The organism is Paraburkholderia rhynchosiae, assembly GCF_002879865.1.
Taxonomy (GTDB): domain Bacteria; phylum Pseudomonadota; class Gammaproteobacteria; order Burkholderiales; family Burkholderiaceae; genus Paraburkholderia; species Paraburkholderia rhynchosiae.
Genome location: NZ_PNXY01000004.1, coordinates 1 through 23,445 on the forward strand (window position 1 = coordinate 1; position 23,445 = coordinate 23,445).

The 23,445-nt window shown below is 60.5% G+C and carries 22 protein-coding genes; 16 read left to right on the forward strand and 6 right to left on the reverse strand.

Going from position 1 to position 23,445, the window contains the following annotated elements; all coding sequences use genetic code 11:
* A partial coding sequence (locus C0Z16_RS06555) for a transposase (RefSeq protein ID WP_208638624.1) occupies positions 1 to 224 on the forward strand: 224 nt, incomplete at its 5' end.
* Between the two features lie 84 nt (positions 225 to 308).
* Here the strand turns inward: C0Z16_RS06555 and C0Z16_RS37715 are convergent.
* Positions 309 to 446 (reverse strand): hypothetical protein, encoded by a 138-nt coding sequence (locus tag C0Z16_RS37715; protein ID WP_158244480.1) that lies wholly within the window; start codon positions 444 to 446, stop codon positions 309 to 311.
* A 270-nt stretch (positions 447 to 716) separates the two neighbouring features.
* Here C0Z16_RS37715 and C0Z16_RS06560 point away from each other — a divergent pair, with 270 nt between their 5' ends.
* The 3 genes from C0Z16_RS06560 to C0Z16_RS06570 all read left to right on the forward strand — a co-directional run bounded on the left by C0Z16_RS06560 (position 717) and on the right by C0Z16_RS06570 (position 3,824).
* Entirely contained in the window at positions 717 to 1,925 is a 1,209-nt protein-coding gene (locus tag C0Z16_RS06560; protein ID WP_102631372.1) for a paraquat-inducible protein A, read from the forward strand.
* Positions 1,918 to 3,213, forward strand: a complete 1,296-nt coding sequence (locus tag C0Z16_RS06565; protein WP_102631373.1) for an MlaD family protein — start codon at positions 1,918 to 1,920, stop codon at positions 3,211 to 3,213. Before C0Z16_RS06560 ends, C0Z16_RS06565 begins: the two co-directional genes overlap by 8 nt.
* 83 nt (positions 3,214 to 3,296) lie before the next feature.
* Positions 3,297 to 3,824, forward strand: coding sequence for a PqiC family protein (locus C0Z16_RS06570; RefSeq protein ID WP_279635055.1), 528 nt, complete (start codon positions 3,297 to 3,299; stop codon positions 3,822 to 3,824).
* A 35-nt stretch (positions 3,825 to 3,859) separates the two neighbouring features.
* On the opposite strand, the gene C0Z16_RS06575 is transcribed toward C0Z16_RS06570, so the two are convergent.
* From C0Z16_RS06575 to C0Z16_RS06595, 5 genes are all read right to left on the reverse strand, one after another.
* Complete coding sequence (locus C0Z16_RS06575; protein WP_102631374.1) at positions 3,860 to 4,114, reverse strand: hypothetical protein; 255 nt, start codon at positions 4,112 to 4,114, stop codon at positions 3,860 to 3,862.
* Entirely contained in the window at positions 4,098 to 6,074 is a 1,977-nt protein-coding gene (locus C0Z16_RS06580) for a chloride channel protein (protein ID WP_102631375.1), read from the reverse strand. The genes C0Z16_RS06575 and C0Z16_RS06580 overlap by 17 nt, the downstream gene beginning before the upstream one ends.
* A 244-nt stretch (positions 6,075 to 6,318) precedes the next feature.
* Positions 6,319 to 6,741: a MarR family winged helix-turn-helix transcriptional regulator gene (locus tag C0Z16_RS06585; RefSeq protein WP_102631376.1), complete on the reverse strand. Its 423-nt coding sequence runs from the start codon at positions 6,739 to 6,741 to the stop codon at positions 6,319 to 6,321.
* A 782-nt stretch (positions 6,742 to 7,523) separates the two neighbouring features.
* Positions 7,524 to 8,144, reverse strand: a complete 621-nt coding sequence (petA, locus tag C0Z16_RS06590) for a ubiquinol-cytochrome c reductase iron-sulfur subunit (RefSeq protein ID WP_102631377.1) — start codon at positions 8,142 to 8,144, stop codon at positions 7,524 to 7,526.
* Positions 8,145 to 8,459: 315 nt separating this feature from the next.
* Entirely contained in the window at positions 8,460 to 10,649 is a 2,190-nt protein-coding gene (locus C0Z16_RS06595; protein ID WP_102631378.1) for an amylo-alpha-1,6-glucosidase, read from the reverse strand.
* Between the two features lie 845 nt (positions 10,650 to 11,494).
* Here C0Z16_RS06595 and C0Z16_RS06600 point away from each other — a divergent pair.
* The 12 genes from C0Z16_RS06600 to C0Z16_RS06655 are packed head-to-tail and all read left to right on the forward strand — an operon-like array spanning position 11,495 to position 23,417.
* The gene (locus C0Z16_RS06600) at positions 11,495 to 12,145 is read left to right on the forward strand and encodes a cytochrome c3 family protein (RefSeq protein ID WP_102631379.1); all 651 of its coding nucleotides are present in this window, start codon (positions 11,495 to 11,497) and stop codon (positions 12,143 to 12,145) included.
* A 4-nt stretch (positions 12,146 to 12,149) separates the two neighbouring features.
* Positions 12,150 to 15,014, forward strand: coding sequence for a 4Fe-4S dicluster domain-containing protein (locus C0Z16_RS06605; protein ID WP_102631380.1), 2,865 nt, complete (start codon positions 12,150 to 12,152; stop codon positions 15,012 to 15,014).
* On the forward strand, positions 15,011 to 16,396 hold the full coding sequence (gene nrfD / locus C0Z16_RS06610; RefSeq protein WP_102631381.1) for an NrfD/PsrC family molybdoenzyme membrane anchor subunit: 1,386 nt from the start codon (positions 15,011 to 15,013) through the stop codon (positions 16,394 to 16,396). Before C0Z16_RS06605 ends, nrfD begins: the two co-directional genes overlap by 4 nt.
* The gene (locus tag C0Z16_RS06615; RefSeq protein ID WP_102631382.1) at positions 16,393 to 16,926 is read left to right on the forward strand and encodes a DUF3341 domain-containing protein; all 534 of its coding nucleotides are present in this window, start codon (positions 16,393 to 16,395) and stop codon (positions 16,924 to 16,926) included. Before nrfD ends, C0Z16_RS06615 begins: the two co-directional genes overlap by 4 nt.
* A 32-nt stretch (positions 16,927 to 16,958) precedes the next feature.
* A complete protein-coding gene (locus C0Z16_RS06620) occupies positions 16,959 to 17,546 on the forward strand; it encodes a c-type cytochrome (RefSeq protein WP_244201193.1) in 588 nt (195 codons plus the stop codon).
* Complete coding sequence (locus tag C0Z16_RS06625) at positions 17,543 to 18,631, forward strand: hypothetical protein (RefSeq protein WP_175130742.1); 1,089 nt, start codon at positions 17,543 to 17,545, stop codon at positions 18,629 to 18,631. The genes C0Z16_RS06620 and C0Z16_RS06625 overlap by 4 nt, the downstream gene beginning before the upstream one ends.
* Positions 18,624 to 19,022: a hypothetical protein gene (locus tag C0Z16_RS06630; RefSeq protein ID WP_146014290.1), complete on the forward strand. Its 399-nt coding sequence runs from the start codon at positions 18,624 to 18,626 to the stop codon at positions 19,020 to 19,022. Before C0Z16_RS06625 ends, C0Z16_RS06630 begins: the two co-directional genes overlap by 8 nt.
* Complete coding sequence (locus tag C0Z16_RS06635) at positions 19,019 to 19,891, forward strand: SCO family protein (RefSeq protein WP_146014291.1); 873 nt, start codon at positions 19,019 to 19,021, stop codon at positions 19,889 to 19,891. Before C0Z16_RS06630 ends, C0Z16_RS06635 begins: the two co-directional genes overlap by 4 nt.
* Positions 19,888 to 20,838: a cytochrome c oxidase subunit II gene (coxB, locus tag C0Z16_RS06640; protein WP_102631386.1), complete on the forward strand. Its 951-nt coding sequence runs from the start codon at positions 19,888 to 19,890 to the stop codon at positions 20,836 to 20,838. The genes C0Z16_RS06635 and coxB overlap by 4 nt, the downstream gene beginning before the upstream one ends.
* Positions 20,819 to 22,441, forward strand: coding sequence for a cytochrome c oxidase subunit I (gene ctaD / locus C0Z16_RS06645; RefSeq protein ID WP_102631387.1), 1,623 nt, complete (start codon positions 20,819 to 20,821; stop codon positions 22,439 to 22,441). The genes coxB and ctaD overlap by 20 nt, the downstream gene beginning before the upstream one ends.
* The gene (locus C0Z16_RS06650) at positions 22,438 to 23,079 is read left to right on the forward strand and encodes a cytochrome c oxidase subunit 3 (RefSeq protein WP_102631388.1); all 642 of its coding nucleotides are present in this window, start codon (positions 22,438 to 22,440) and stop codon (positions 23,077 to 23,079) included. The genes ctaD and C0Z16_RS06650 overlap by 4 nt, the downstream gene beginning before the upstream one ends.
* The gene (locus C0Z16_RS06655; RefSeq protein ID WP_102631389.1) at positions 23,076 to 23,417 is read left to right on the forward strand and encodes a cytochrome C oxidase subunit IV family protein; all 342 of its coding nucleotides are present in this window, start codon (positions 23,076 to 23,078) and stop codon (positions 23,415 to 23,417) included. Before C0Z16_RS06650 ends, C0Z16_RS06655 begins: the two co-directional genes overlap by 4 nt.
* Positions 23,418 to 23,445: the final 28 nt, after the last annotated feature.

Below are 23,445 nucleotides of genomic sequence, written 5' to 3' on the forward strand. Positions count from 1 at the left end.
TGGACCGCCTGGGCGGACACATCCAGATCGCGTTCCTGCCGCCGTACGCGCCGGACATGAACCCGGTCGAATACCTGTGGGCCTGGCTGAAGCGCCACGCACTGGCCAACTACTGCCCCAACGATCTGGGCGAACTGCACGCGAGCGCCCGCAACAAGCTCAAGAGCGCTCAAAAGCGGCCTTCGATCATTGCCGCTTGCTGGATGCAGGCTACGCTGTGGTGACGTCATGAATTATGGAAGTCTCAATAGAATCGCTCCTGGCCTTTTGTGTGCAATTGACGGATCGAGTCGCCAGACAATACTCGGTCATTGAGGAGTAAAGATGTCGCGGGTTCGGCAGAGAAACCGGATGATCGCCATGAGCCCGTACATGCCGACTTGCCACGCGGTTATCGAAGCGATAGCACCCAGTACGAGCCAGGCAGGAACAGTACCGTAGGTCATCAGCTTCTCTCCTGTTCGGATGTCAAAGCGCCGGTGTCGATGACGACGGGCGCCCCGATCCCGTTGCAAGCAATCGGCGTTCCAGGTTCGTGCGAGGAATGCGATGCCACGCCATCATTGCGAGGGCACTCGCGCGACGCGCCGGAACGGAAGCCAACTGGATTCCCCCACGAATCGCCGCGCTGTGGCATGCGTAATGCGGGCCCCGATTCAAACCAGCAGCGTTATCGAACATTTTCATCCCGTCGGTGAACTGCAAGGAGCGATCAATTGACAATCGGCTGCCCGGAATGCGGTGCGCTGGAGGACATTCCGGCCCTACCCGCGCGCGCGGCTGCTTACTGCCGCGTTTGCCGTTGTCCGCTGGAGCGGCGCAGCGGGCGAAGCATCGACGGCGCGTTCGCCTGCGCGAGCGCAACCTTCGTTCTGCTGTTTCCCGCCAACCTGTCACCGCTGATGACGGTGCACCTGCTCGGCACGGATCATTCGTCCGTACTCGCATCGGGAATCGTGTCGCTGACCCAGGACGGATGGGTGCTGCTTGCCGTGTTGCTAGGCATCTCGGGGATCGCTCTGCCCTTCATCCGCCTGGGCGCGCTATGCCTGGTGTTGGGCGCGATTCGCCTTGGCAGGACTTTCCACGGCATCGGCGCAATGTACCGATGGGCACTGTGGCTCGACCCGTGGACCATGCCCGACGTGTTTCTGGTCGGCTGCTTCGTCGGCTATTCGCGCGTGACCCAGGATTTGACTAGCACGTTAGGCGCGGGCGGCTATTGCTTTATTGCCGCTGGCTTCCTGTCAATGTTGACGCGCGCGACGCTCGATCGCCGCGCGGTGTGGCGCGCAATCGGCGCCGAACGTCAGCTCGTCGCAGACGAGCCGACGCTTGCCTGTTCCGCGTGCGACATGATCTTGCCTGCCTCTTGCGAAGGACATCCCTGTCCGCGATGCGGGCTCAAACTGCAGGCGCGCAAGTCCGACGCGATCGCCCGCGCGACTGCACTGTCATTGGCCGCACTCGTGCTGGCGATTCCCGCCAACCTTTTTCCAATGACCATATCCACGCAACTTGGCCGCGATGTGCCGGTGCGAATCGTGGACGGTGTCGGGCAGCTTTTCTCCGCCGGACTCTGGCCGCTCGGCATTCTGATTTTCTGCACCAGTATCGTGATTCCATTTGCAAAGATCTTTGGAATGGCATGGTTCGTCACTTCGATACGGCGCCGTTCGCGCAGGCACCTGTCCGCAAAGTCCCACCTTTACCGGTTGATCGACGAATTGGGCCGTTGGTCGAATATCGACGTCTTCACCATCGTCGCATTCGTGCCGCTGATCCAGTTCGATGGCGTGGCATCGGCGCGCGCGGGTCCGGGCGCGACGGCATTCGCACTGGTCGTCTTCCTGACGATGGCGGCATCGCGCAGCTTCGATCCACGTCTGATGTGGGATGTACTTGCGGGGGACGGCCATGAGTGACGGACCTCCACAACGCACCCCGGCGGTCGTTAAACGGACTTCCTGGCCTGGCTGGATCTGGTCGGTGCCGATAGCGGCGTTGGCGGTGGCCGGCTGGATCGGCATTCGTGCACTGGTGCAAGGCGGCGAAAAAGTCACTGTCACTTTCGATAACGCGTACGGCATGAAAGCGGACGATACGAGCGTCACGATGCGCGGACTCAAAATTGGTTCGGTGTCCGAGTTGACCCTCGCGCCGGACGGACGCCACATTAAAGCGGTACTGAAAATCGATCGCGCCGAAAAACAATACCTGCGCAGCGGCACGCGCTTTTATCTGCACGGAGCCAAGCCTGACATCGTCGATCCGTCGTCGTTCAAGGGATTGATTTCCGGTCCGCAGATCGTCATGGAACCGGGTCCGGGCAAACCCGCGCGGCAATTCGACGGCACCGACCGCGCACCTGCGCTTGCGCCCGAACACCGACCGACGGTTCAGTACGTCGTGTACCTAAGCGGCCCCGCTGGCGAGCTAAAACCCGGCGCGCAAGTCGAGTTGCTGGGCTTTCCTGTCGGCACCGTCATCAAAACGACGTTGAAATACGATGCGCGTACCGGCGCCTTGGCGACGCCGGTCGAAATCGCGCTGGATCCATCACAGCTTGGCCTTGCAACCGCGACGACCGACTCAGGCAGCGATGCGAAGACGCTTGTCGATACGATGCTGAAGCGCCTCGTCGCGGAAGGTCTGCGCGCGCAATTGACGCAAGATCCGCCGCTGGTCGGCTCGCGAAAGGTGAAGCTGGATTTCGTGCAGGATGCGCCGAGCGCAACGCTGATGACCGAGAACGGCGCCACGGTGATTCCAACGGCTTCATCGGCCGGCGTCGACGGAATCGTTTCGAAAGCCGATCAGGTCATGTCGAAGATAAACGGTCTGCCGATCCACGAAACAGGCGAAGATGTCCGCAAGACGGTATCGCAGCTTCGTCGGCTCTCTTCGTCGCCGAAGATTCCCGATACCATTTCTCATATCGACGGTGCCGCAGCTCAGGCCGATCAGACGCTTCAGCAAGTTTCCCCGCAAATTCGTGCACTCGCTGCACAGTTGCGTGAAACCGCCAGCGAAGTGGAAAGCACGGCGCGCGCGGCCAACCGCACGCTCGGCGCGGGCGCTGGCAGTCAGAACGACTTGCCGGACACCTTGCACGAACTCACCAACACCGCGAGATCTATCCGGTCACTGGCCGACCATCTCGATCAGCACCCGGAGGAACTCCTGCGCGGACGACCGGGAAATGCAAAATGACAAACAGTGTGGGAAACGGGTACCGCAGTCGATTGCGCGCACGGCTGACGCCGGCTTCAATGACATTGGCCGCTGTTCTCCTCATGGGATGCGCACATAGTCCGCCCATTCAGTACTTCACGCTGAACTCCGTCGCGCCTGCAACGGCTGTGACTGGCAAAGTCCGTCCGTTGCAACTTACAGTAGTCCATATTCCCCCGGAACTCGATCGGCAAGAAGTGATCGTCGGCGTGTCCGGTGCTCGCCTGATTGTCGACAACAATTCGCGTTGGGGCGCGCCGCTTGCCGACATGATGCGCCGCTCCCTTGCGCAAGATTTACTTCAACGATTGCCGTCAGGCGCTTTCGTGCTTCCGGATGCGCCCGCGCCTGGCGGAACTCGCTCGCTGGTCGTGACCGTGCTGCAAGCCAACACCGACGCAGACAAGGTAATGACGGTCCAGGCGTCGTGGACGATGACCGAAGGACCGAATGCCGCGCAAAGGGCTACGCAATTCGCGACACTGACGTCCACGGTCGGAACAGCGGACACTGCCACGCAGGTCGCAGCGCTGAGCCGGCTCCTCGGCCGACTGGCCGATCTGATTGCCGCGTCTGCAGTGGACCAATAGGAGTGGCACGTAGCGAGCAGACAGCGGAACACACGTCAAAAACCGATGAACCAGGTCTGGACATCCATCTCTTCGGCCCAGATCTGGACATCGAGCATTTCGCGCAGCTCGACGGCCTCACCCTGATAGATGCAGCAGAAGCCGTGTGCCGTCCGGTAGACGATCGCCCATTCAGGCACCGGTTGCAGTTTTCCGGCTCGCATTGCGCCCGACACCTGTTTCAGGTAGTCCAGATGAAGTGTCTTGCCGATACGCTCGCGAAGGCTGTCCAGCTCATGTGCCAGTTTCATTGCCAACTCCTTTGCCGTCGCGGCCGCCCTTCTGTTTTCTTCGTCTTCTGTCAAACGGCCTCACGGCACCTTGTCGGGGCCGATTCTCGGCCTGCCCCGGGAATATCCTGATGCTGCTCGCAACTGCATCCGCAATGTGTTCCTTGGCGATCACCCCCAGCACGCGGACGGGGCCACGCCCTTCCTGTCGCCCGACTACGACCGCCATCACCGCGTGCCGCTTCCACAGCCGCGTGATGACACCGAACGCAACGTCGTTCTCCTCTACGACAATGAAATTGCGCTGCGCGAGAGCGCCGAGTGCGATATCCGGAGCGCCATGACTCACGGCGCGGCGCAGCCCGGTATTGATCCGCAGCACTCCATGGATCTCATGCGCCCTCGTAACGACGACATGCCGGAAAGCGGCGCCTTCGGCACCGGCAAGCACGTCGCGAAACGGTACATGCTCATCGAGCACGAAGACATCGGTTTCCATGACCTGGGCCGCGCTCTGCACAAGGAACATGTTCGCGTGCAGGGCGTTGGGAATCGGGTGTCCGCGTCGCACGAGCTTGAGCGTATAGATACTTTCGGGAGACAGTAGCCGGCGTGCGCCCAGGCTGAACGCCACCGCGATAATCATCGGCAGCACGATGTCATAGTCCCGCGTCATTTCGAAGACCATCGCAACCGCGGTCATCGCGGCGCCTGTGCCGCCGCCGACCATTGCCCCCATGCCCACCATCGCGAACGCAGGTGCGCTGACGGGCGCCCCCGGCAACGCCATAGCAACCACGGACGCAAACGCCGCCCCGAGCGTCGCACCGATAAACAGCGACGGAGAAAACACGCCACCCGACGAACCCGAACCCAGGCTGACCGATGTCGCCAGCATCTTGCACAGCGCCAGTAGCAGCAGGAACGCACCGCCCTGCAGTTGTCCGTACAGCGTGGCCTGGATTGTCGCGTAACCGACGCCTTCGACGTAATAATGTCCCGCGTAGCGCCATAGCAGATACATCATCGCGCCGACAATCAGCATCCCGAAGGCGTGACGCCGGTAACGTCCCGGTATCTTGTCGAACCCATCTTCAGCCCAATGCAGCGCGCGTATCAGTAGTGCGGCAGCCGCGCCCGTCACGGCACCGAGGAGCGCATAAAGAATCAGCGTCAGTGCACTGCCCGGCTGGTTCGGAATTGCGCCCAGTTGCGCAGGGACAAAGAACGCCGGTGCAGCCCCGAAGAACAGCCGGCCCAGAAAGGTCGCTGTCCCTGTTGCAATCGCCACCGGCAGAAAAGTGTTGACACTGATCTCGGGCATCATCAATTCGGTGGCGAACAGCACTCCGCCGATCGGCGTGTTAAAGGTCGCGGCAATGCCGGCACCGGCACCTGCCGCGACCAGCGTAATACGCTGGCCGGCCGTCATGGTGATCAGCTGACCGAGCGTCGACCCGAGCGCGGAGCCGATCTGGATGATCGGCCCCTCGCGTCCCACGGCAGCGCCAGAGCCGATCGCCAGCGCGGATGCAATCGATTTCACCACCGCCACGACGGGGCGGATGGCACCGCGTTTGTAGTAGATCGCATCCATCACCTCCGGCACACCGTGCCCTTTCGCTTCCGGCGCAAAGGTGCTCACGATCCAGGTGACCGCGAGTCCGCCCACGACAGGCACGAGAATGACGAAGATGCCCCACGGCGAGGCTGGCGTGAAGCGGCTCGCATCATAGGAGAACGACAGTTGCCCGAGAAAGAACGTGTTGTGCACCAGTCCGATCAGTCCCCGGAACACGACAGCGCCGAGGCCAGTCACGATGCCGACAACGAACGCGAGAAAACATAGCCAGTAAAGAGCGACCGGCACGACGGAGTCGTCATCGAGGTGGGCAACCGGGCGTGGCTGCACCGGCGCGACCTTCACGTGGTGCGCCTCGCTGGAGGGATCCTGGTGACGCTGGTGACGCTCGCCCGTCATAGCTTGTCACCCCAGAAGAACTACATGGTGGGCCCGCTGATGTCATGCATGTCTGGCCGGCCATTGCGGATGCACGCCGGAATGCAGCCAACGTCGCCGCACTTGCTGCAATGCACGCTTACCATCAATATCGGGACGCGATTCTGCCGCGATGAAGGAATTATAAGCAATCTGGCATACTGTGACTTATATGAAGCCGGGCAGGCGCAGCCATTCAGCCGTCGATACCGGCATAAAGACGCCCCTACTGTCTGCCTGTTCCGCCGAATGCCCAGCCGAACGACTCCATCTCCGACTTATGCAGCGCCGCCAGTTTCAGAAGGCAGCGTTCGCCCTTCGCCGTGAGATGCACCTGGACCTGACGACGATCCACAGGGTCCGGCCTGCGAACTACAAGGCCGACCGCTTCACAGCGCGAGACCAGTGCGGCCGTTCCGTTGGGCGCGGCCTGAAGGCGCTCGGCGAGTTCACCCACCGTTGCCCATTGACGGGCGGGGAACCCTCTGACGTGGAGCAGTAGCTGGTATTGCAACGGCGTAATGCCTTCCGCATGGGTAACCTCCTCGGAGTACCTGAGAAACTGCCGTAGCTGGTAACGGAATTCGGACATTGCCTCCAGATCCGGCTTGCCCGGTACCTTGACGGCCTTGCTTTTACGGGAGCCCATCCCACCTCCGGGAAATTCGATCACAGATTGAAAATATGTCATTTTGTGCCTAAACTGTGTCACGACATGCACAAATCCTGAAGATTCGCCAGGTACTGCTTTGTTGCAGCGAATGCAACGTTCAGTGACCGTTCGCCATATCAGTATGCTGCGATTTTAAAGGTCCGAAGCCGGGAACACCCGTATTGGGGGGGGTTACGCTGCTGCCGTGTCCGGGCAGCTCCGGTATTCCCGCTTGTTCGGGAGTAGTCGATGATCCGTTACCTTGCGTGCGCGTCCGTTGTCGCGTCAGCAGTCCTCCCGCCGGTTCCGGCCATCGCAGGCAACCAGGTCATCGCGCAGATTGCGATGCTGGAGTTCCGCGGTCCAGAGACCGTCCCTGCGGAATCAGTGTTCCGCCCGCACAATGTTGGAAACTTCGCCTTGGATTCGCGACCGTACCGCTCGCCTTCCGTTATCAACGGACCTTCATATTTCTCCGCGCTACGACGCTACAACCGCCGGCATTTAGAGGTCCCTCAGCGATTGCAGGGGCACGGTTTCGGCACTGGCTGGAGTGGGAAGCCGCGCTAGTGGGTGCAAAACATTTTGTCTGCCGAGTCTTCATTCCTGACCGATCGGCTACCGGAAGACGCGCCTAAGCTCCGCAGCGCCGTGTCTGCAATATCAGTGGCCGTGCGAAATGACGACGCGTTCAGGATTTCCGTCTGATCATCGTTTAAGCGGCGAGCCTGAGGTGGCTCGCATGCGGAAGGAACACGATTTCCCAGTAGTGTCTTGCATTACGCTTCGCCTGCTTCGTCCTGTCCAATGACGACCTCGACAGCCGATGCAAACATGTAGCGAGGCACATCCAGGTTTTGCGGAGCAGGTTTGTTTCGGAACACACGGCCAGCGAGGTCGTACGTCGAGCCATGACATGGACAAAGAAATCCACCGGGCCAGTCGTCTGGCAAACCAGGCTGAAGACCGGCATCGAATCGTGGCCTGGGCGTGCAACCCAGGTGCGTGCAGACACCGATTACAACAAGGATATTCTTTTGAACGGCTCGCGAACGGTACTCATTTCTACAGTAGCTCGGCAAAGGCATGGTGAATGGATGGTCGCTTGCCGGGTCGGCGACCAGCCGGTCCGCCTTGAGCACGTTTTCTAGCATCTGTGGGCTCCGGTTGACGATAAACACCGGTAGGCCCCGCCAGGCCACGGTAATCATATCTGTGGGACGCAACCCGCTTATATTTACCGTAACCGGCGCGCCGGCGGCCCTGGTCCTGGCCGACGGTGCAAGCGAATCGACGAACGGTACAAGGGTGGCAACGCCAGCAATACCGCCCAAACATGACGTCGCAATCAGCCATTGTCGTCGACTGTCGTCGAAGCCTTCGTTATGGGCAATGTCCATCACACTCTCCCGCGATAGATGTCTCTGTTCGTTAGACGCGCGAGCACTTAATACGCAGTCCACGATACCGGCGATTGTTGCCTACATACGAGCCGACACGGCAACGCAGAGGACGCCAGGTGCGCGCTCTTTAAATCAGTGAATTCAGCGTAGGTCAGCGCGCTTAAACGATACTTAAAATGTAAAGTGCTTTGAATTGGCGTAACAAGTCGGCGAACTTCGCAACCGCCGAGTAAAAACCGGCGACGTAACTTCCAGATGGCGGGAGCTGAGCGAACTGACAGTCTGCTTCCGCCACTCTGCTTTCGCGCTGCCTCAGCGACGGCTGCGTCCTTCGGGAATACCTTTCAGCAAGTCGCTCGTCACGTTCACCGCGCGTCGTGCGATCCAGGCCGGATCACCACGGAGAACGTCGAACTGCGTCGTTTCATCATTCCGCCAGAAATGAATATCGAAGACCTCGTTGCCGACGCGCAGGTCCCTGAGCGTCAGTTCACTCAGCCAGGCAGGCAATACCGGGTCGACATAAAGCATCTTGTTAGGCGCATCGGGCTGGAGGCCGAGGACCGCCTGCAATAACGAGAAGACCGATCCCGCTGCCCAGGCCTGCGGCACATTCGCGCCTGGATACTGGACCGGGAAATTCGCGGCATCCCGGTGCAGGCCCGCGTACAGTTCGGGCAACTGATTCAGTGCGAAAAAGCTCCCCGCGGTATAGACGTCATGGGCAATCCGGGCGGCCTCATCGGCAAAACCATAGCGCTTGAACCCCTGCGCAATGAGACCGTTGTCATGCGGCCAGACCGCGCCATTCTGATAAGAGTGGGGGTTATAGGCGGGATGACTCGCCGACAATGTGCGAACGCCCCACCCACTCCACATGTCCGGTTGCATCAGCCGCGCCACGACGCGTCCGGCACGTTCGGGCGGTACGATCCCGGACCAGAGACAATGACCCGGATTGGATGCGACGCTCATAACCTTTCTCTTATCGCCGTCGAGTGCGAACGCGTAAAAGCCTGCTCCCTCGTCCCAGAAGGCGTCATTAAACCGCCGGAACAGCGCCGCGGCTTTTGTGCGCATGGCGGCCGCCCGGCCGGTGTCGCCCAAGGCGTCGTAGATCTGCGCCATTCGCAGCCACGCATCGTAGACATAGCCCTGCAATTCGCAAAGCGCCTTCGGACCCTTCACGAGCGTCCCGTCCGGATACACGAGCGCATCGCCCGAGTCCTTCCAGCCTTGATTCTCGAGACCCTCGGAGGAGCGCGTCGCATATTCCTGAAAACCATCGCCGTCGCGGTCGCCGTACTGATCGATCCATTCAAGGCAGCGCTCAGCGGTCGGAAGGTGGCGTCTAAGCAATGCTGGATCGCCGGTGCAGCACCAGGCAGTATGCAGCGTGATGAGATAGAGAGGTGTCGCGTCCGCTGCCCCGTAATAAGGCGTATGGGGCACCAGTTTCAGCCTGGCTAACTCCCCCAGACGGAGTTCGTGCATGATTTTGCCTGGCTCGGCGTCGCGATAGTCGTCGCGCTTGCTTGCCTGCCAGACCCCGAGCACATCCAGCGTCCCGCGCGCAAAATCCGTATGGACGAAGGACGTTTGCAATGACGCAATCAGGCTGTCACGTCCGAACAGCGCCACGAACCACGGCAGTCCGGCCGCCGGCACAATTTGAGTGCAGTGAGCACCGCGAACCGGGAGGCGCAATGCCGCAAAATCGTCGGTTGCCTGACGAAACAAACGCCGGAATCCATCATTGCTGCTTTCAAGCTTGAGTACTTCGCGACGCCACTCCGCCTGAGACTTGCCTTCCACCGGCGTGTCGCTGCCCCCTCGGGCACATTCGCGCGGAGCAGGATAGCTCGTGGCACCGTCTGAAAGGTCGTAGGTAAGACAGCTATGCCAGCAGGCGCCATGCGCAAGTTCGATGTCGAAGGTGAGTCGGCCGTTTGCGTACACCGCCTGCGCGTCGCAGGCCCGGACGGTCAACGCTACGCCACGAAAAAAGTCCTTGTTACGGTAAGTGGTGGTAAGGCATTGCCTACGCGCGGACCATTTTGTGGTGATGCGTCCACGTCGGACAAGGTGACCAGACTTGACCTCGAAGATATCTGCAAAATCACTGCGCACCACGATTTCGAGGTTGAAGCGCACCTTGGCTCGACCGTAGTTGATGAGATCGATATCCTCATGCAAGCCGCCGCCAATATGACGTTTGAGCGCCAGCCCGATTGTGTGCGGCGCGACCGGTCCAGCCTCGGTGACAAATTCGCGATTTGCAAAATATATGGCGGCGTTGACCGAGCTGGTCGTGCCGCCATTGAGGAGATCCCAAGGCACTCCGTTGGCATAGACAGTCCAGGTGCTGATGACCCGGGTGTCATAGAAGTAAAGACCTTTATGGCTTGGCTTCCGGATCTGCCCGTCGGTTCCGGTAAGAAGGACGGCGTGTCCCTGGTGAATTGCGAGTTGGGGCGGTCCAACCTTGATCTCCAGCGACATGTTCCGTTCCTGGGGCATGCGCCGCCAAGCCTCCCACCGCTTGTGCCCGCTACCCGTCAATGCGGCACGACGACATTCAAAGCTACCGGCGAACCGCTCCTACAACACCCCACGTTATGTCATGGACTACTTCTCGCTCCCTGGAGGTGGACGCCACGTTGTAATCGATGGAAAGATCATCGTCGGGTAAATGACGGCAAGCGGTAAACATACATAAGGTCCTGCCTCTCGGCTCGAGGGACGGCTTAACGGTCGACCGCGCTGCGTGCCGATGGCCGGTCAGCGCAGTTCCAGCAAGCAACGTTCCGCGCACCGATGGGATTCCCCTCTGCCATTCGTCGGCATGCCCTCAGGTCACACGTGGCTCGGCGGGTATAACGGCTGGCATAGCGGCTGGCATAGCGGCTGCACCATTGCGCGTTGACGATAGTGATAGGCTCCGCTGCGTTTTCGCACGTCAGCGTCTGGCTTCGATCATCCCGATCACGGTGTGTTCCACAGCAAGGAGGATCTGCTGCACGGCTGCACAGTCCCGGTTGCGACAATGCAGATACTCAATGCAAATCGAGAGCCGCTCCATTGGGTTCACCGCTTAAACGTACCGGTATTGATTGTAAGAATGACAGCAACATGGCCGTGCAATACGACATCAACCTTTTGCGCGACAAGATTCGAACCACGAAATGTCTGTGCTAGTTGGCGAGCGCAGTCTTCGGTCGCTGCTTCTTCTCTTTTCGCCAGTCGGAGTCGCGACCCAGGCCGCCGCGACTTCTTTGTCCTATACTTTTTTGGCGACGAGATGCCCGGGCAGATGAGTCACACTTGAGTGGATTGGATGTGCATCCATGGCGCAAGCGTTTAGTCAGTCAACGGTTTTTGCCATCAAGCTGTTCGCCATGGCGGCGCTCGTCCTTGGGATCGGCGCCATCACTGCCGCGCGCTGGTACTCCTCGCCCGACGTCAAGATGCAAGAGCCTGTCGAGCAACCAATCCCGTTCAGCCACAAGCATCATGTTGGCGATGATGGTATCGACTGCCGTTATTGCCATACTTCGGTCGAAAAATCCGCGTTCGCCGGCATGCCATCAACCGAGATCTGCCTCACCTGCCATTCGCAGTTGTTCACCGATTCGCCGGTACTCGCGCCACTGCACGCGAGCATGGACAGCAATACGCCTATTAGCTGGAACCGCGTGCACGACCTGCCGGACTTTGTGTATTTCGATCACAGCATCCATGTCAACAAGGGCGTCGCCTGTGTGGAGTGCCACGGGCGGGTGGACGAAATGCCGCTGACCGCGAGGGTGGCGTCACTCGACATGCAGTGGTGCCTGCAGTGTCATCGAAATGCGCCGCGGCACATCCGGCCACTTGCCGACGTGTTCTCAATGACGGATACGCGGCCTTTGTCGCAGCAGGAGATCGGGCAGTTGAACCAGCTCTTTCATCTGCAGGATACGCGGCGGCTGACCGATTGCTCAACCTGTCATCGTTAAGATCATGCGCCATCGTCCCTTCATCCCGATCGTACCGGCTAACGACGAGCCGATGAGTGCGGAACGCCGCGCCTTCCTCAAGGTCATGGGTGCATCGCTTGCGATGGCCGGCGCGAGTTGCAGCGGACCGCCGCAGGAGGTCATCGTCCCGTATGTGGAGATGCCGGAAAAGATGCTGCCCGGCAAGCCACTGTATTACGCGACGACCTTCAGCCACGGCGGTTACGCACAAGGGGTGCTGGTCGAAAACGAGATGGGCCGGCCCACGAAAGTGGAAGGCAACCCCGAACATCCCGCGAGCCTCGGCGCTACGGGTGTATTCGCGCAGGCCTCGGTGCTGCAACTGTGGGATCCAGACCGTTCACAGACGGTGCAGCACGGCAATGCGCTCTCGACCTGGGAGGCCTTCAAGGCGGCCTTGCTGTCGCAACGCGCGCAGTGGCATGCGAATGGTGGCGCCGGTCTTCGCATTCTGACGGGGACCACGACGTCGCCAACACTAGCCGACCAGATGACCCGAATGCTGACGCAATACCCAAAAGCGCGCTGGCATTGTCATGATCCGCTGCACGACGACGCCGGCTTCGAAGCGTCGCGGCTCGCGTTCGGCGAATCCGCCGACATGCTGTATCGCTTCGATCGCGCTGCCATCATCGTGAGCGTCGACGCCGACCCGTTCGTGAATCGGCCCGGAGGCATACGCTACGCGCGCGATTTCTTGCACAATCGCCGCAGCGACTCACCGCAATTCGACAAGCGGCTCTATGCGCTCGAAGCGAGCCCGCAATTGCTTGGCGCGCTGGCGGACAACCGCCTTGCGATGCCGCCGCATGACATCGAAAGAACCATATGGCGCATCGCCTCCCGACTCGGTATGGCAAGCAGCGAGCTATCCGGCATTCCACCCGCTTCTGACCAGCGGGCCGCCAAATGGGAAGCAGTACTGGCGAATCGGCTCGCCGCGCATCGCGGACAGTCGCTCATTGTGGCCGGCGGCAGCATTTCGCCGCGCACGCGTGCGCTCGTGCATCGAATGAACGAACATCTTGGCAATCTCGGTGAAACGATTTTGCCGATCGCATCCGTTGAAGCCCAGCCGCAGAACCATGCGGAGTCGATTGCGACACTCGTCGAAGACATTCACTCGGGTGCGGCGACTTCGCTGGTCATGCTGGAGGTCAATCCGGTCTACGACGCGCCGCCGGACATTGGTTTCGAACGCGCTTTGAGCAAGCTGCCGTTCTCGCTGCACCTCGGCCTGTATCGCGACGAGACCGCGCACGCCGCCAGGTGGCACGTGCCGGCCACGCATGGGTTCGAGCAATGGAGCGATGGCCGCGCGTTCGACGGTACGGCGTCCATCGTGCAGCCTGTCATTGCGCCGCTCTACCACGGCCACTCCGCGCATGAGCTGCTGGCCCTCCTGACCGATGGCGAGGAGCAAACGGGGTACGCGCTGGTACGCCGTTACTGGCAGAGCAAACAGGAAGGGGGAAATTTCGAAGGCTTCTGGCAGCAGGCGCTTCGCCACGGGCTCATTGCCGGCAGCGCCAGCTCGGCGCTCAAGTTGGGCGGTCTGCCCGAGCTGCCGCCACCGCCTGATTTCAACGGCCCCGCGCTGCGCGCATTGTTTATCGGGGATCCGTCGGTGGGAGGCGGCGAATATGCCAACAACAGCTGGCTGCAGGAGCTGCCGCGTCCGTTCAGCACGATGACCTGGGAAAACGCGGCCTTGCTCGGAGAACACACCGCCCAGGCGTTGGGCGTGAGCACCGGCGACGTGCTGCGCCTGTCGCTTGTCGACGCGCCGGAAGTTGCGCTCGAGGCGCCGGCATGGGTGTGGCCCGCTCACGCTGAAGGCGCGGTTACGCTGCCGCTCGGATACGGTAGATGGGCCGCCGGTCAGGTCGGCAACGGGGTGGGCTTCAATGCATACCGCCTCAGGGTTTTGCGGGGCTCTCACGCGTTGAAGGCGGAAAAGACCGGACGCCAGATTGCCTTTGCCACCACCCAGAACCATCAGCAGATGGAAGGGCGCGAGATTGTGCGCATGGCGACGCTCGACGAATTTCGCCGTAACCCGCATTTCGCGAACGACGAACCCCGCAAACGCGTACCCGAAACGTCGATCTATCCTGAGTGGCAATACAAGGACTACAAATGGGGCATGGCGATCGACCTGAATGCCTGCATCGGCTGTCGCGCCTGCACCATCGCCTGTCAAGCCGAGAACAACATTCCCGTGGTCGGCAAGGAAGAAGTCGCGCGCGGACGCGAGATGCACTGGATTCGCGTCGACCGTTACGACGTCGGGCCGGCCTCCAATCCGCGCAGCGCCTTCCAGCCGGTACCGTGCATGCATTGCGAAACCGCGCCTTGCGAAGAAGTGTGCCCAGTCGGCGCAACCGTGCACGACAGTGAGGGGCTCAATGTGCAGGTCTACAACCGCTGCGTGGGTACGCGCTTTTGTTCGAACAACTGCCCTTACAAAGTACGGCGCTTCAACTTCCTGCAATACGCGAATACGGCAATCGACCGCACAAGGCCTGCCTACAATCCCGAGGTGACGGTGCGACGCAGGGGTGTCATGGAGAAGTGCACGTACTGTCTGCAGCGCATCACTCGCGGGCGCATCGAGGCGGAAAAGATTGGACGGCGCTTGCGCGATGGCGAGGTGGTGACCGCGTGCCAGGCGGTATGCCCGACCGAAGCCATATCATTTGGCGATCTGAACGATCCGACGAGCAAAGTCAATCGGGCCAAAGCGTCAACGTTGGACTACGCCTTGCTGGCAGAACTGAACACGCGGCCACGCACCACGTATGCGGCGCTCATTTTGAATCCCGATGACGATCTGGAGCAGGCATGAACCCGGGCTCGGAGCAGCCGCCCGTTTCGAAGGACAGCGAGGTCCTGCGCGCCGGGTGGGGCTATGCGAGCGTCAGCGACAAGATCGCCAACCTCGTGCTCGAGCGCCCCGTTCGCTGGCCGTGGCTAGCCGCCTTTCTCGTGACGTTCGCCGGTACGCTGGTGCTGTTTGGGGCGATCGTATGGCTCTTCACCATGGGAGTCGGCATCTGGGGTGTCAATATTCCCGTCGCATGGGGATTCGCAATCGGCAACTTCGTCTGGTGGATCGGTATAGGTCATGCCGGCACGTTCATCTCGGCTTTCCTTCTGCTGCTGCGGCAAAAGTGGCGCACTTCGATCAATCGCTTCGCTGAGGCCATGACGCTATTCGCGGCCAGTATCGCCGGGCTTTTCCCCATCTTGCACCTGGGACGGCCGTGGTTTTTCTACTGGCTCATTCCCTACCCCAATGTCATGAACGTATGGCCGCAATGGCGAAGCCCTCTGGTGTGGGACATCTTTGCGATCGGCACTTATCTGATCGTCTCGCTGATGTTCTGGTATGTGGGTCTGATCCCCGACCTGGGCACGCTGCGTGACCGCGCGTGCGCCGCCGGCAGGCGCTTTCCGACGTTTGCGTATGGTCTGCTCGCACTCGGCTGGCGGGGCGAGGCGCGGCATTGGGCGCGCTATGAGAGTGCCTACCTGTTGCTGGCGGGGCTCGCCACCCCGCTCGTGATTTCGGTGCACTCGGTGGTCTCGCTGGACTTCGCGATAGGCAACACGCCCGGCTACCACTCCACCATTTTCCCGCCTTACTTCGTGGCCGGCGCATTGTTCTCCGGCTTTGCGATGGTCCTCACGCTCGCCATCCCGCTGCGCTATTTTTTCGGCCTGGAGGATTTCATCACGCAACGCCATCTGGCGAATGCGGCGAAGGTGATGCTGGCAACCAGTCTCATCGTCGCTTACGGTTATACGGCGGAGATCTTCACCGCCTTTTACGGCGGGGACCTCTTCGAGCAATATATGACCGTCAACCGCTGGCTAGGCCCGTATGCGCCGGTTTACTGGTCGATGATGTTCTGCAATGTCGCCGTGCCGCAGCTTCTGTGGTTTCGCCGTGTACGTCATAGCGTGATAACGTTATTTGCGATCAGCCTCCTGGTCAACGTCGGTATGTGGATGGAAAGGTTTCTTATCGTGGTATCGAGTCTGCACCGCGACTTCATGCCTTCCGCCTGGGGACTCTTCATACCCACCGTCTGGGACTGGCTGACGCTGTTCGGATCCATTGCCTTTTTCGCCTGGTTGTTCCTGCTGTTCATCCGCTTTCTGCCGGTCATTTCGATTGCCGAGATGCGCGAGCTCGTCCATGAAAGCGCGGAGAGCGAATTATGAGCGGCAGTGTCTACGGTCTGCTCGCGGAATTCAGCACCAGTGAAGCCTTGCTCGGAGCGGCGAAGCGCGCGCGGGAAGACGGCTATCGGAACATCGAAGCTTATTCGCCGTACGCGGTGGAAGGTATCGCCGAAGCGGTCGGTTTCGTAAAAAGCAGGGTGCCGCTCATTACGCTTGTCGGCGGCATCGTGGGCGCGGTGGGCGGCTATTTCCTGCAATGGTATTCGGCGGTGATCGACTATCCGATCAACGTCGGCGGACGACCTTTGCATAGCTGGCCGTCGTTCATCGCGCCAACATTCGAACTGACCATCCTGGGCGCCTCGATCGCGGCGGTGGTCGGCATGCTGGCGGCGAACGGGCTGCCGCGACTCAATCATCCGGTTTTCAATGCGCCTCATTTCGAGCAGGCCACCCGCAACCGGTTCTTCCTGTGCCTGACGGCTCACGACCCGCATTTCGATATCGAGCGCAGCAAGCGCTTCTTGCAAGAATTGCAACCGATGTCCGTAGTCGAGGTGCCGCGATGAAACAGCTGGCGGAGATATTGTTGTCCTGCTGCGTGGCCGCGTCGCTGAGCGGATGCGAAAAGGCAAAGCAGGACATGTATGACCAGCCCAAGTACAAGCCGCTTTCGCGAAGCGAGCTGTTCGCTGACGGCAATTCATCGCGCCCGCTGCCGCAAGGTAGCGTGCCTTATTCGCAGGGATCGTTCGCCGGCACCTCGAGCGGTCGCAAGGGCACGGACGACGTGAGCGAAGACGCCGCGGCCGGGAGTGCGCAAAACAATCCCTATCCCGTGACGATGCAACTTTTGCTGCGTGGCAGGCAACGGTATCAAATCTACTGCATGCCTTGCCACAGCGCGGTCGGCGACGGCGATGGATTAATCGCTCGACGGGGCTTTCCGCATCCGCCGTCGTACCACGACGATCGTCTTCGTCAGGCACCCGACCGGCATTTCTTCGACGTCGTCACCAACGGCTATGGCGTCATGTATCCGTACGCGGACCGGGTCGACCCATCCGACCGCTGGGCCATCATTGCTTATATCCGCGCGCTGCAGTTGAGCCAGCATGCCGACGTCTCCAGGCTACCCCCTGACGTGCTGGAGCGCCTTGAGGCCACCAAGCCGGGAGGGCCCCGATGAACCGGCATCTCCCACTGGTCGCCCTTCTCGCCATGGTTGCCGGCTGCGTTGCGGCCTGGCTGTTCGCCCCTGCGGCGTTCCTGGGCGCTTATCTCGCCACCTGGTGGTTCTGCTGCGGGCTCGTGATGGGTGGCCTCGCAAATGTCTGGGTCCATAACCTGACCGGCGGACGATGGGGCGAGGCGATTCGGGTACCCTTGCTCGAGCTGTCGCGCCTTATGTGGATTTTGGCCCTGCTCTTCCTGCCGGTGCTGATCGGCATGCATGAGCTGTATCCCTGGGCGCCGCGCGCATCCGCCGGCGTTCAGCGCTGGGCGGGTGAGCTGCCCGCGCAGAGTGCATGGTTCAAGAATATCTGGCTCACGCCCTGGCTGTTTGTCGTGCGCAGCGTCTTCTATCTCGCTGTGTGGACATTGCTCGCATCGCTTTCAAGGCAGCCGACGCTGCGGCGCTCCCCGCGTTTCTCGGCTGCATCGCTGATCGTGTACGGCTTGACGGTAAGCCTTGCGGCGGTGGACTGGGTGATGTCGCTCATGCCGCTTTGGTATTCCAGCGTGTTCGGCATGCTGGCGGGTGTGAGCCAGGCACTCGCGGGCATGGCGCTCGCGGCACTGCTGGCGACGCGCAGCCGTCCGTTGCCGCCGCCCATTATTTTTCGAGATCTCGGCAACTTGCTGCTCATGTACGTCATGACATGGGCCTATCTGGTATTTACACAGTTCCTCATTATCTGGGCTGAGGACCTGCCGCATGAAATCGCGTGGTACATCCCGCGCATGAAGCACGGTTGGCTCTACATCGCCTGGCTCCTCGCTCTGTTTCATTTTTTTGCGCCCCTCCTGATCCTGCTTTTTCGCAACGCCAAGGAAGCGCCCGCGCTGCTTGGATGGCTGGCCGCCGGATTGCTCGCGGCTCATCAGCTCGACGTTTGGTGGACAGTCTTCCCATCGCTGCCGGTTGGCTGGCTGCAGTGGCTATGGACCGCGCCGCTCACGACCATCGCGTTTTGTGTGGCTGCTTACGTGGCGGCAAAGAGGGGCGCTTCCTTCGCCGCTGCCACCGCCGCAGGGGCTGGCCATGTCTGATCGCCAACCGGAAACGTCCCCTGCTCCCAACGTAGTGAATGTCCGCGGCGTGCTGTGGGGGGGCGCTGCCATCGCGATCGGCATCATGATCGTGGTGCTGGCGGCATGGCTGCTCTGGCAGCGGTGGGGAGCACTGTCCGGGGCGCAGACCTATGGCGGCCCCAACGCCGGGAATGTGCCGCAGGTGAGCCCGCCCGCATTGCAAAGCGCGCCGCGACAGGAGCGCGCGCAGTATGAGGCCCAAAAGCGCAAATTGCTGGAATCGTGGGAATGGATCGATCAGCAACGTGGCATCGCGCGTATTCCGGTTGAAGAGGCGATGCGCATCATGGCCAACCCAAACCAGGGCCAAAACGGCAAATCGGCCGATGTGCGCAAGGAGTCCCCATGACGCGTCTGGACGGATTGTGGTCCTGGGTGGCCGAGTCTACCGGGAGGCGCCGCCTGGCGTACCGCATCGCGAGCGCGAGGCGCTGCCGGTGGACGCTACTCCTCGCTTTTGCAGGTCTTATGGGCCTGGTACAACAGCAGCCGGTGCGCGCGCAGGTACTCACCGTTCGTCCGCCGGAGCAGACGCGATATGTGCAACGGCTCAACTCGAAACTGCCTTTATCCAGCGCCTTTACCGACGACAACGGACGGCCCACGCGCCTTGGCGCGTATTTTGGCGACCGGCCGGTGGTGCTGGTACTCGGTTATTTCCATTGTCCCAATTTGTGCAGCACGCTGATGGATGGCGTGCTCGAGAGTCTGGCCGCGGTAGACCTGCCGCCGCACGCCTATCGCGTGTTGGGCGTTAGCATCGATCCATCCGAGACGCCCGAGCTCGCCGCCCGCAAGAAGGCTTCTTATGCGCCCTTGCTTGCCAACGCCGGCGCCCAGCTGACTTTGCTGACCGGGGCAAAGCCGGAAGTCGACGCACTGACGAGCGCCGTCGGGTTCGAATACGTCTACGACCGGCAATTGCGACAGTACATGCATCCGGCAGGCTTCATCGTGGCCACGCCCAGTGGCCGCATCTCGCATTACTTCATGGGAGTGCGCTTCGACCCGCGCGATGTGCGCCTCGCCCTGATCGACGCTTCATCGGGAAGCATCGGCTCGCCGGTCGATCAGCTGCTCCTGCTGTGCTCGCATTACGACCCGGTGACAGGCCGTTACAGTGCGCAAGTTATCGCAGGCGTGCGCGCTGCATGTATCGCGGTACTGGCCGCGCTCGTCATCTGGCTGTGGCGTGCGATGAGAAGGGGCGCGACATGAATGCGTCCTTTCACCTTTTTCCACACAGCGCGACAACGGCAAGCGGCCGCTACGACGCGCTCTTCATCACGCAGACGGTTGTACTGGCCGCCGTCGCTTTCGCCGTGGCCCTGCTGATCGTCGTTTTTTCGATCCGCTACCGCGCGGGCTCGGCAGCGGATCGCAGCAATGCGCCGACGACTGCTCGTGGGGTCGAAATCGCCTGGACCGTGATTCCTCTCCTGCTCTTTATCGGCACGTTTGCATGGGCCGCATATGACTTTACGCAACTCTATCGCGCGCCATCCGATTCGATGCCGGTGTTCGTGGTCGCCAAGCAGTGGATGTGGAAGCTCGAGCATACGAACGGCAAGCGGGAGATCGATGAACTACATGTGCCGGTCAATCAGCCGGTGCGCCTTGTGATGACTTCGCAGGACGTTATTCACAGCTTTTACGTGCCCGCTTTCCGGATCAAGCAGGACGTGGTGCCCGGCCGATATACGACTATCTGGTTCACCGCGACTGAAACGGGCGAATTTCATCTTCATTGTGCCGAGTATTGCGGCACTGACCACGCCGCTATGGGCGGGCGCATCATCGTGATGCAGCCGGGCGATTTCGCTGCGTGGCTGGCCAGCGGCAATACCCGGCCTGGCATTGCCGCGCATGGCTTTGAGCTGTACCGGCGCTATGGCTGTAGCGGATGCCATGAGGCGCAATCCTCGGTCCACGCGCCGGATTTGCATGGCTTGCTGGGGCGTGAAGTCCATCTATCCGACGGCCGCGCGCTCATTGCGGACGAAGCGTATATCCGCGACTCCATTCTGCTGCCGCGCAAGGACATCGTGGCCGGTTACGAGCCGATCATGCCGTCGTTCGCTGGACAGATTAGCGAGGACGACATATTGGCCATCATCGAATACATCCGTTCCACCGGAGGCAACTATGCACGCGCGGGTCAGTGAAGCCGAAGTGTCGGATTATCTGGAGGACTGGTCGCTCAAGTCGTGGCTCACTACACACGATCACAAGCGCATTGGCTGGCTTTACATGGTGTCCATTACGGCGTTTTTTTTCGTCGGCGGCGCGGCCGCGGCCCTTATGCGGCTGAATCTCCTCACGCCGCAAGGCGCCCTGGTTTCAGCCGACACCTATAACCGGTTGTTTACCGCTCATGGGGTGATCATGGTGTGGATGTTTCTGATCCCGTCGATCCCTTCGGCGCTCGGCAACTTTCTGATGCCAATGATGATAGGCGCGCGCGACCTTGCCTTTCCCCGCCTGAACCTCACGAGCTGGTACATATACGTAGTGGGCGGACTGTTCACGCTGGGCGCGCTTTACGCGGGCGGTGTGGATACGGGGTGGACTTTCTATACGCCGTTCTCGACGATGTTCTCAAACAGCAACGTGCTTCTCGCCGTGACTGGCGTTTTCATTGTCGGTTTTTCCTCCATCCTGACCGGGTTGAATTTCATTGTCACCGTGCATACGATGCGCGCGCCGGGCATGACGTGGTTCCGCTTGCCGCTCTTCGTATGGGCCAACTACGCAACCTCGATAATTCTCGTGCTGGCCACGCCAGTGCTGGCGATGACGCTCGCGTTGATCGCGGCCGAACGCCTGCTGCACATCGGCATCTTCGATCCGGCTTTAGGCGGCGATCCGCTGCTTTTCCAGCACCTCTTCTGGTTTTACTCGCATCCAGCGGTCTACATCATGGTGTTACCCGCGATGGGCGTGGCGAGTGAAATCATTCCGTGCTTTTCGCGCAAGTGCATTTTCGGCTATCGCTTCATGGCTTATGCGATTCTTGGCATTGCGTCGATCGGCTTTCTGGTCTGGGGTCACCACATGTTCGTGTCGGGTCAGTCGATGTACGCGAGCATGGTGTTTTCGCTTCTATCCTTTCTGGTTGCGATTCCATCGGCCATCAAGGTCTTCAATTGGACGGCGACTCTGTACAAGGGCCGCATTACGTTTTCCGCGCCCATGCTCTATGCGCTCGGGTTCGTCGGCCTTTTCACCATCGGCGGACTTGCGGGGTTGACGCTGGCCTCGCTGGCACTGGATGTGCATCTGACCGACACCTATTACGTCATCGCTCACTTTCACTACATCATGGTCGGCGGCACAGTGATGGCTTACCTGGGCGGCATCCACTTCTGGTGGCCCAAGATGACAGGACGCATGTACCCGGAAATGCTAGGCCGCGCGGCCGCTCTGATTATTTTTTTCGGCTTCAATCTGACCTTTTTTCCGCAATACCTGCTCGGCCTCGAAGGCATGCCGCGCCGCTATCACGCGTATCCCCCCGAGTTTCAGGTACTGAACGTCCTGTCATCGGCGGGTGCTTCGATCCTTGCAGTCGGCTACCTGTTGCCAATGGTTTATTTGACATGGTCGCTCTTCTACGGCAAGCGTGCCGGCCCCAACCCCTGGCGTGCCACCGGGCTCGAATGGCAAACGTCTTCACCGCCGCCCAAGCATAATTTTGAACACACGCCGATAGTGCAGCGAAATGCATACCAGTACGATCCGGAAACCGGAGAAGAGGCGCCCCAATGACCCTTCACGCCGAACAGTTCGATACTGCCGAGCAGCAGGAAGAAGCTTCGACGCTGGGCATGTGGACTTTTCTTGCGACGGAGTTGATGTTCTTTGGCCCGCTTTTTTTCGGTTACTTCTACGGACGCACGCATTTTCCCGAAGGCTTTGCCGCTGCGAGCCGTCACACCGATATCATGCTCGGCACAATCAACACCGCCGTACTGTTGACGAGCAGCGTGCTGATGGCAATCGCCGTGCAAGCACGGAAAATAGACGCGGTGCGGCTAGCCGCATGCATGCTGTATTTTACGGCGGCTCTCGGTGCCGGCTTCGTTATCATTAAGGGCACTGAGTACTGGAAAGAATGGCATGAGCACCTCGTGCCCGGCGCAAGGTTCGCTTTTTCCGAATCACGTCATGCCGACGCTGCGCAGTTGTTCTATTTCCTCTACTTCGGCATGACCGGGCTTCATGCACTGCATCTGATCATCGGCATTGTCACGGTTGCGGTCTTTGCGCTTGGCCTCTCCCGCGGCAAGCGCCGCTTTGCCAAACCTGAGCGCATTGAAGTGGCCGGTCTTTACTGGCATTTTGTCGACATTGCATGGATTTTTCTTTATCCCTTACTGTACCTGGTTGGAAGGAGCAGCGGATGAGCTCGCGTGAGGTGCATCGGTACGCGGACCAACTCAAGGTATGGGTTGCGCTTCTGGCGTTGCTGCTGCTGACGTTCAGCAGTTCGTACCTGAAGCTGGGCGCGTGGAATAGCGCGATCAACCTTTTAGTTGCGATAGCGAAAGCGTTGCTTGTGGCGATCTACTTCATGAATTTGCGGCGGGCGTCCCCGATGCTACGCATCGCGGCGATCACCGCATTGCTAACCCTGGGTCTGCTATTCGGCTTAAGCGGTACCGATTACTCGACGCGAGCTGTGCACGTGGCGCCATGGCAGGCACCGGCGGTGCCTCAAAACGCGGGGGCGGCAGCGTCATAAACTGTCAGCCGTCTAGCGGCTGCTGAGT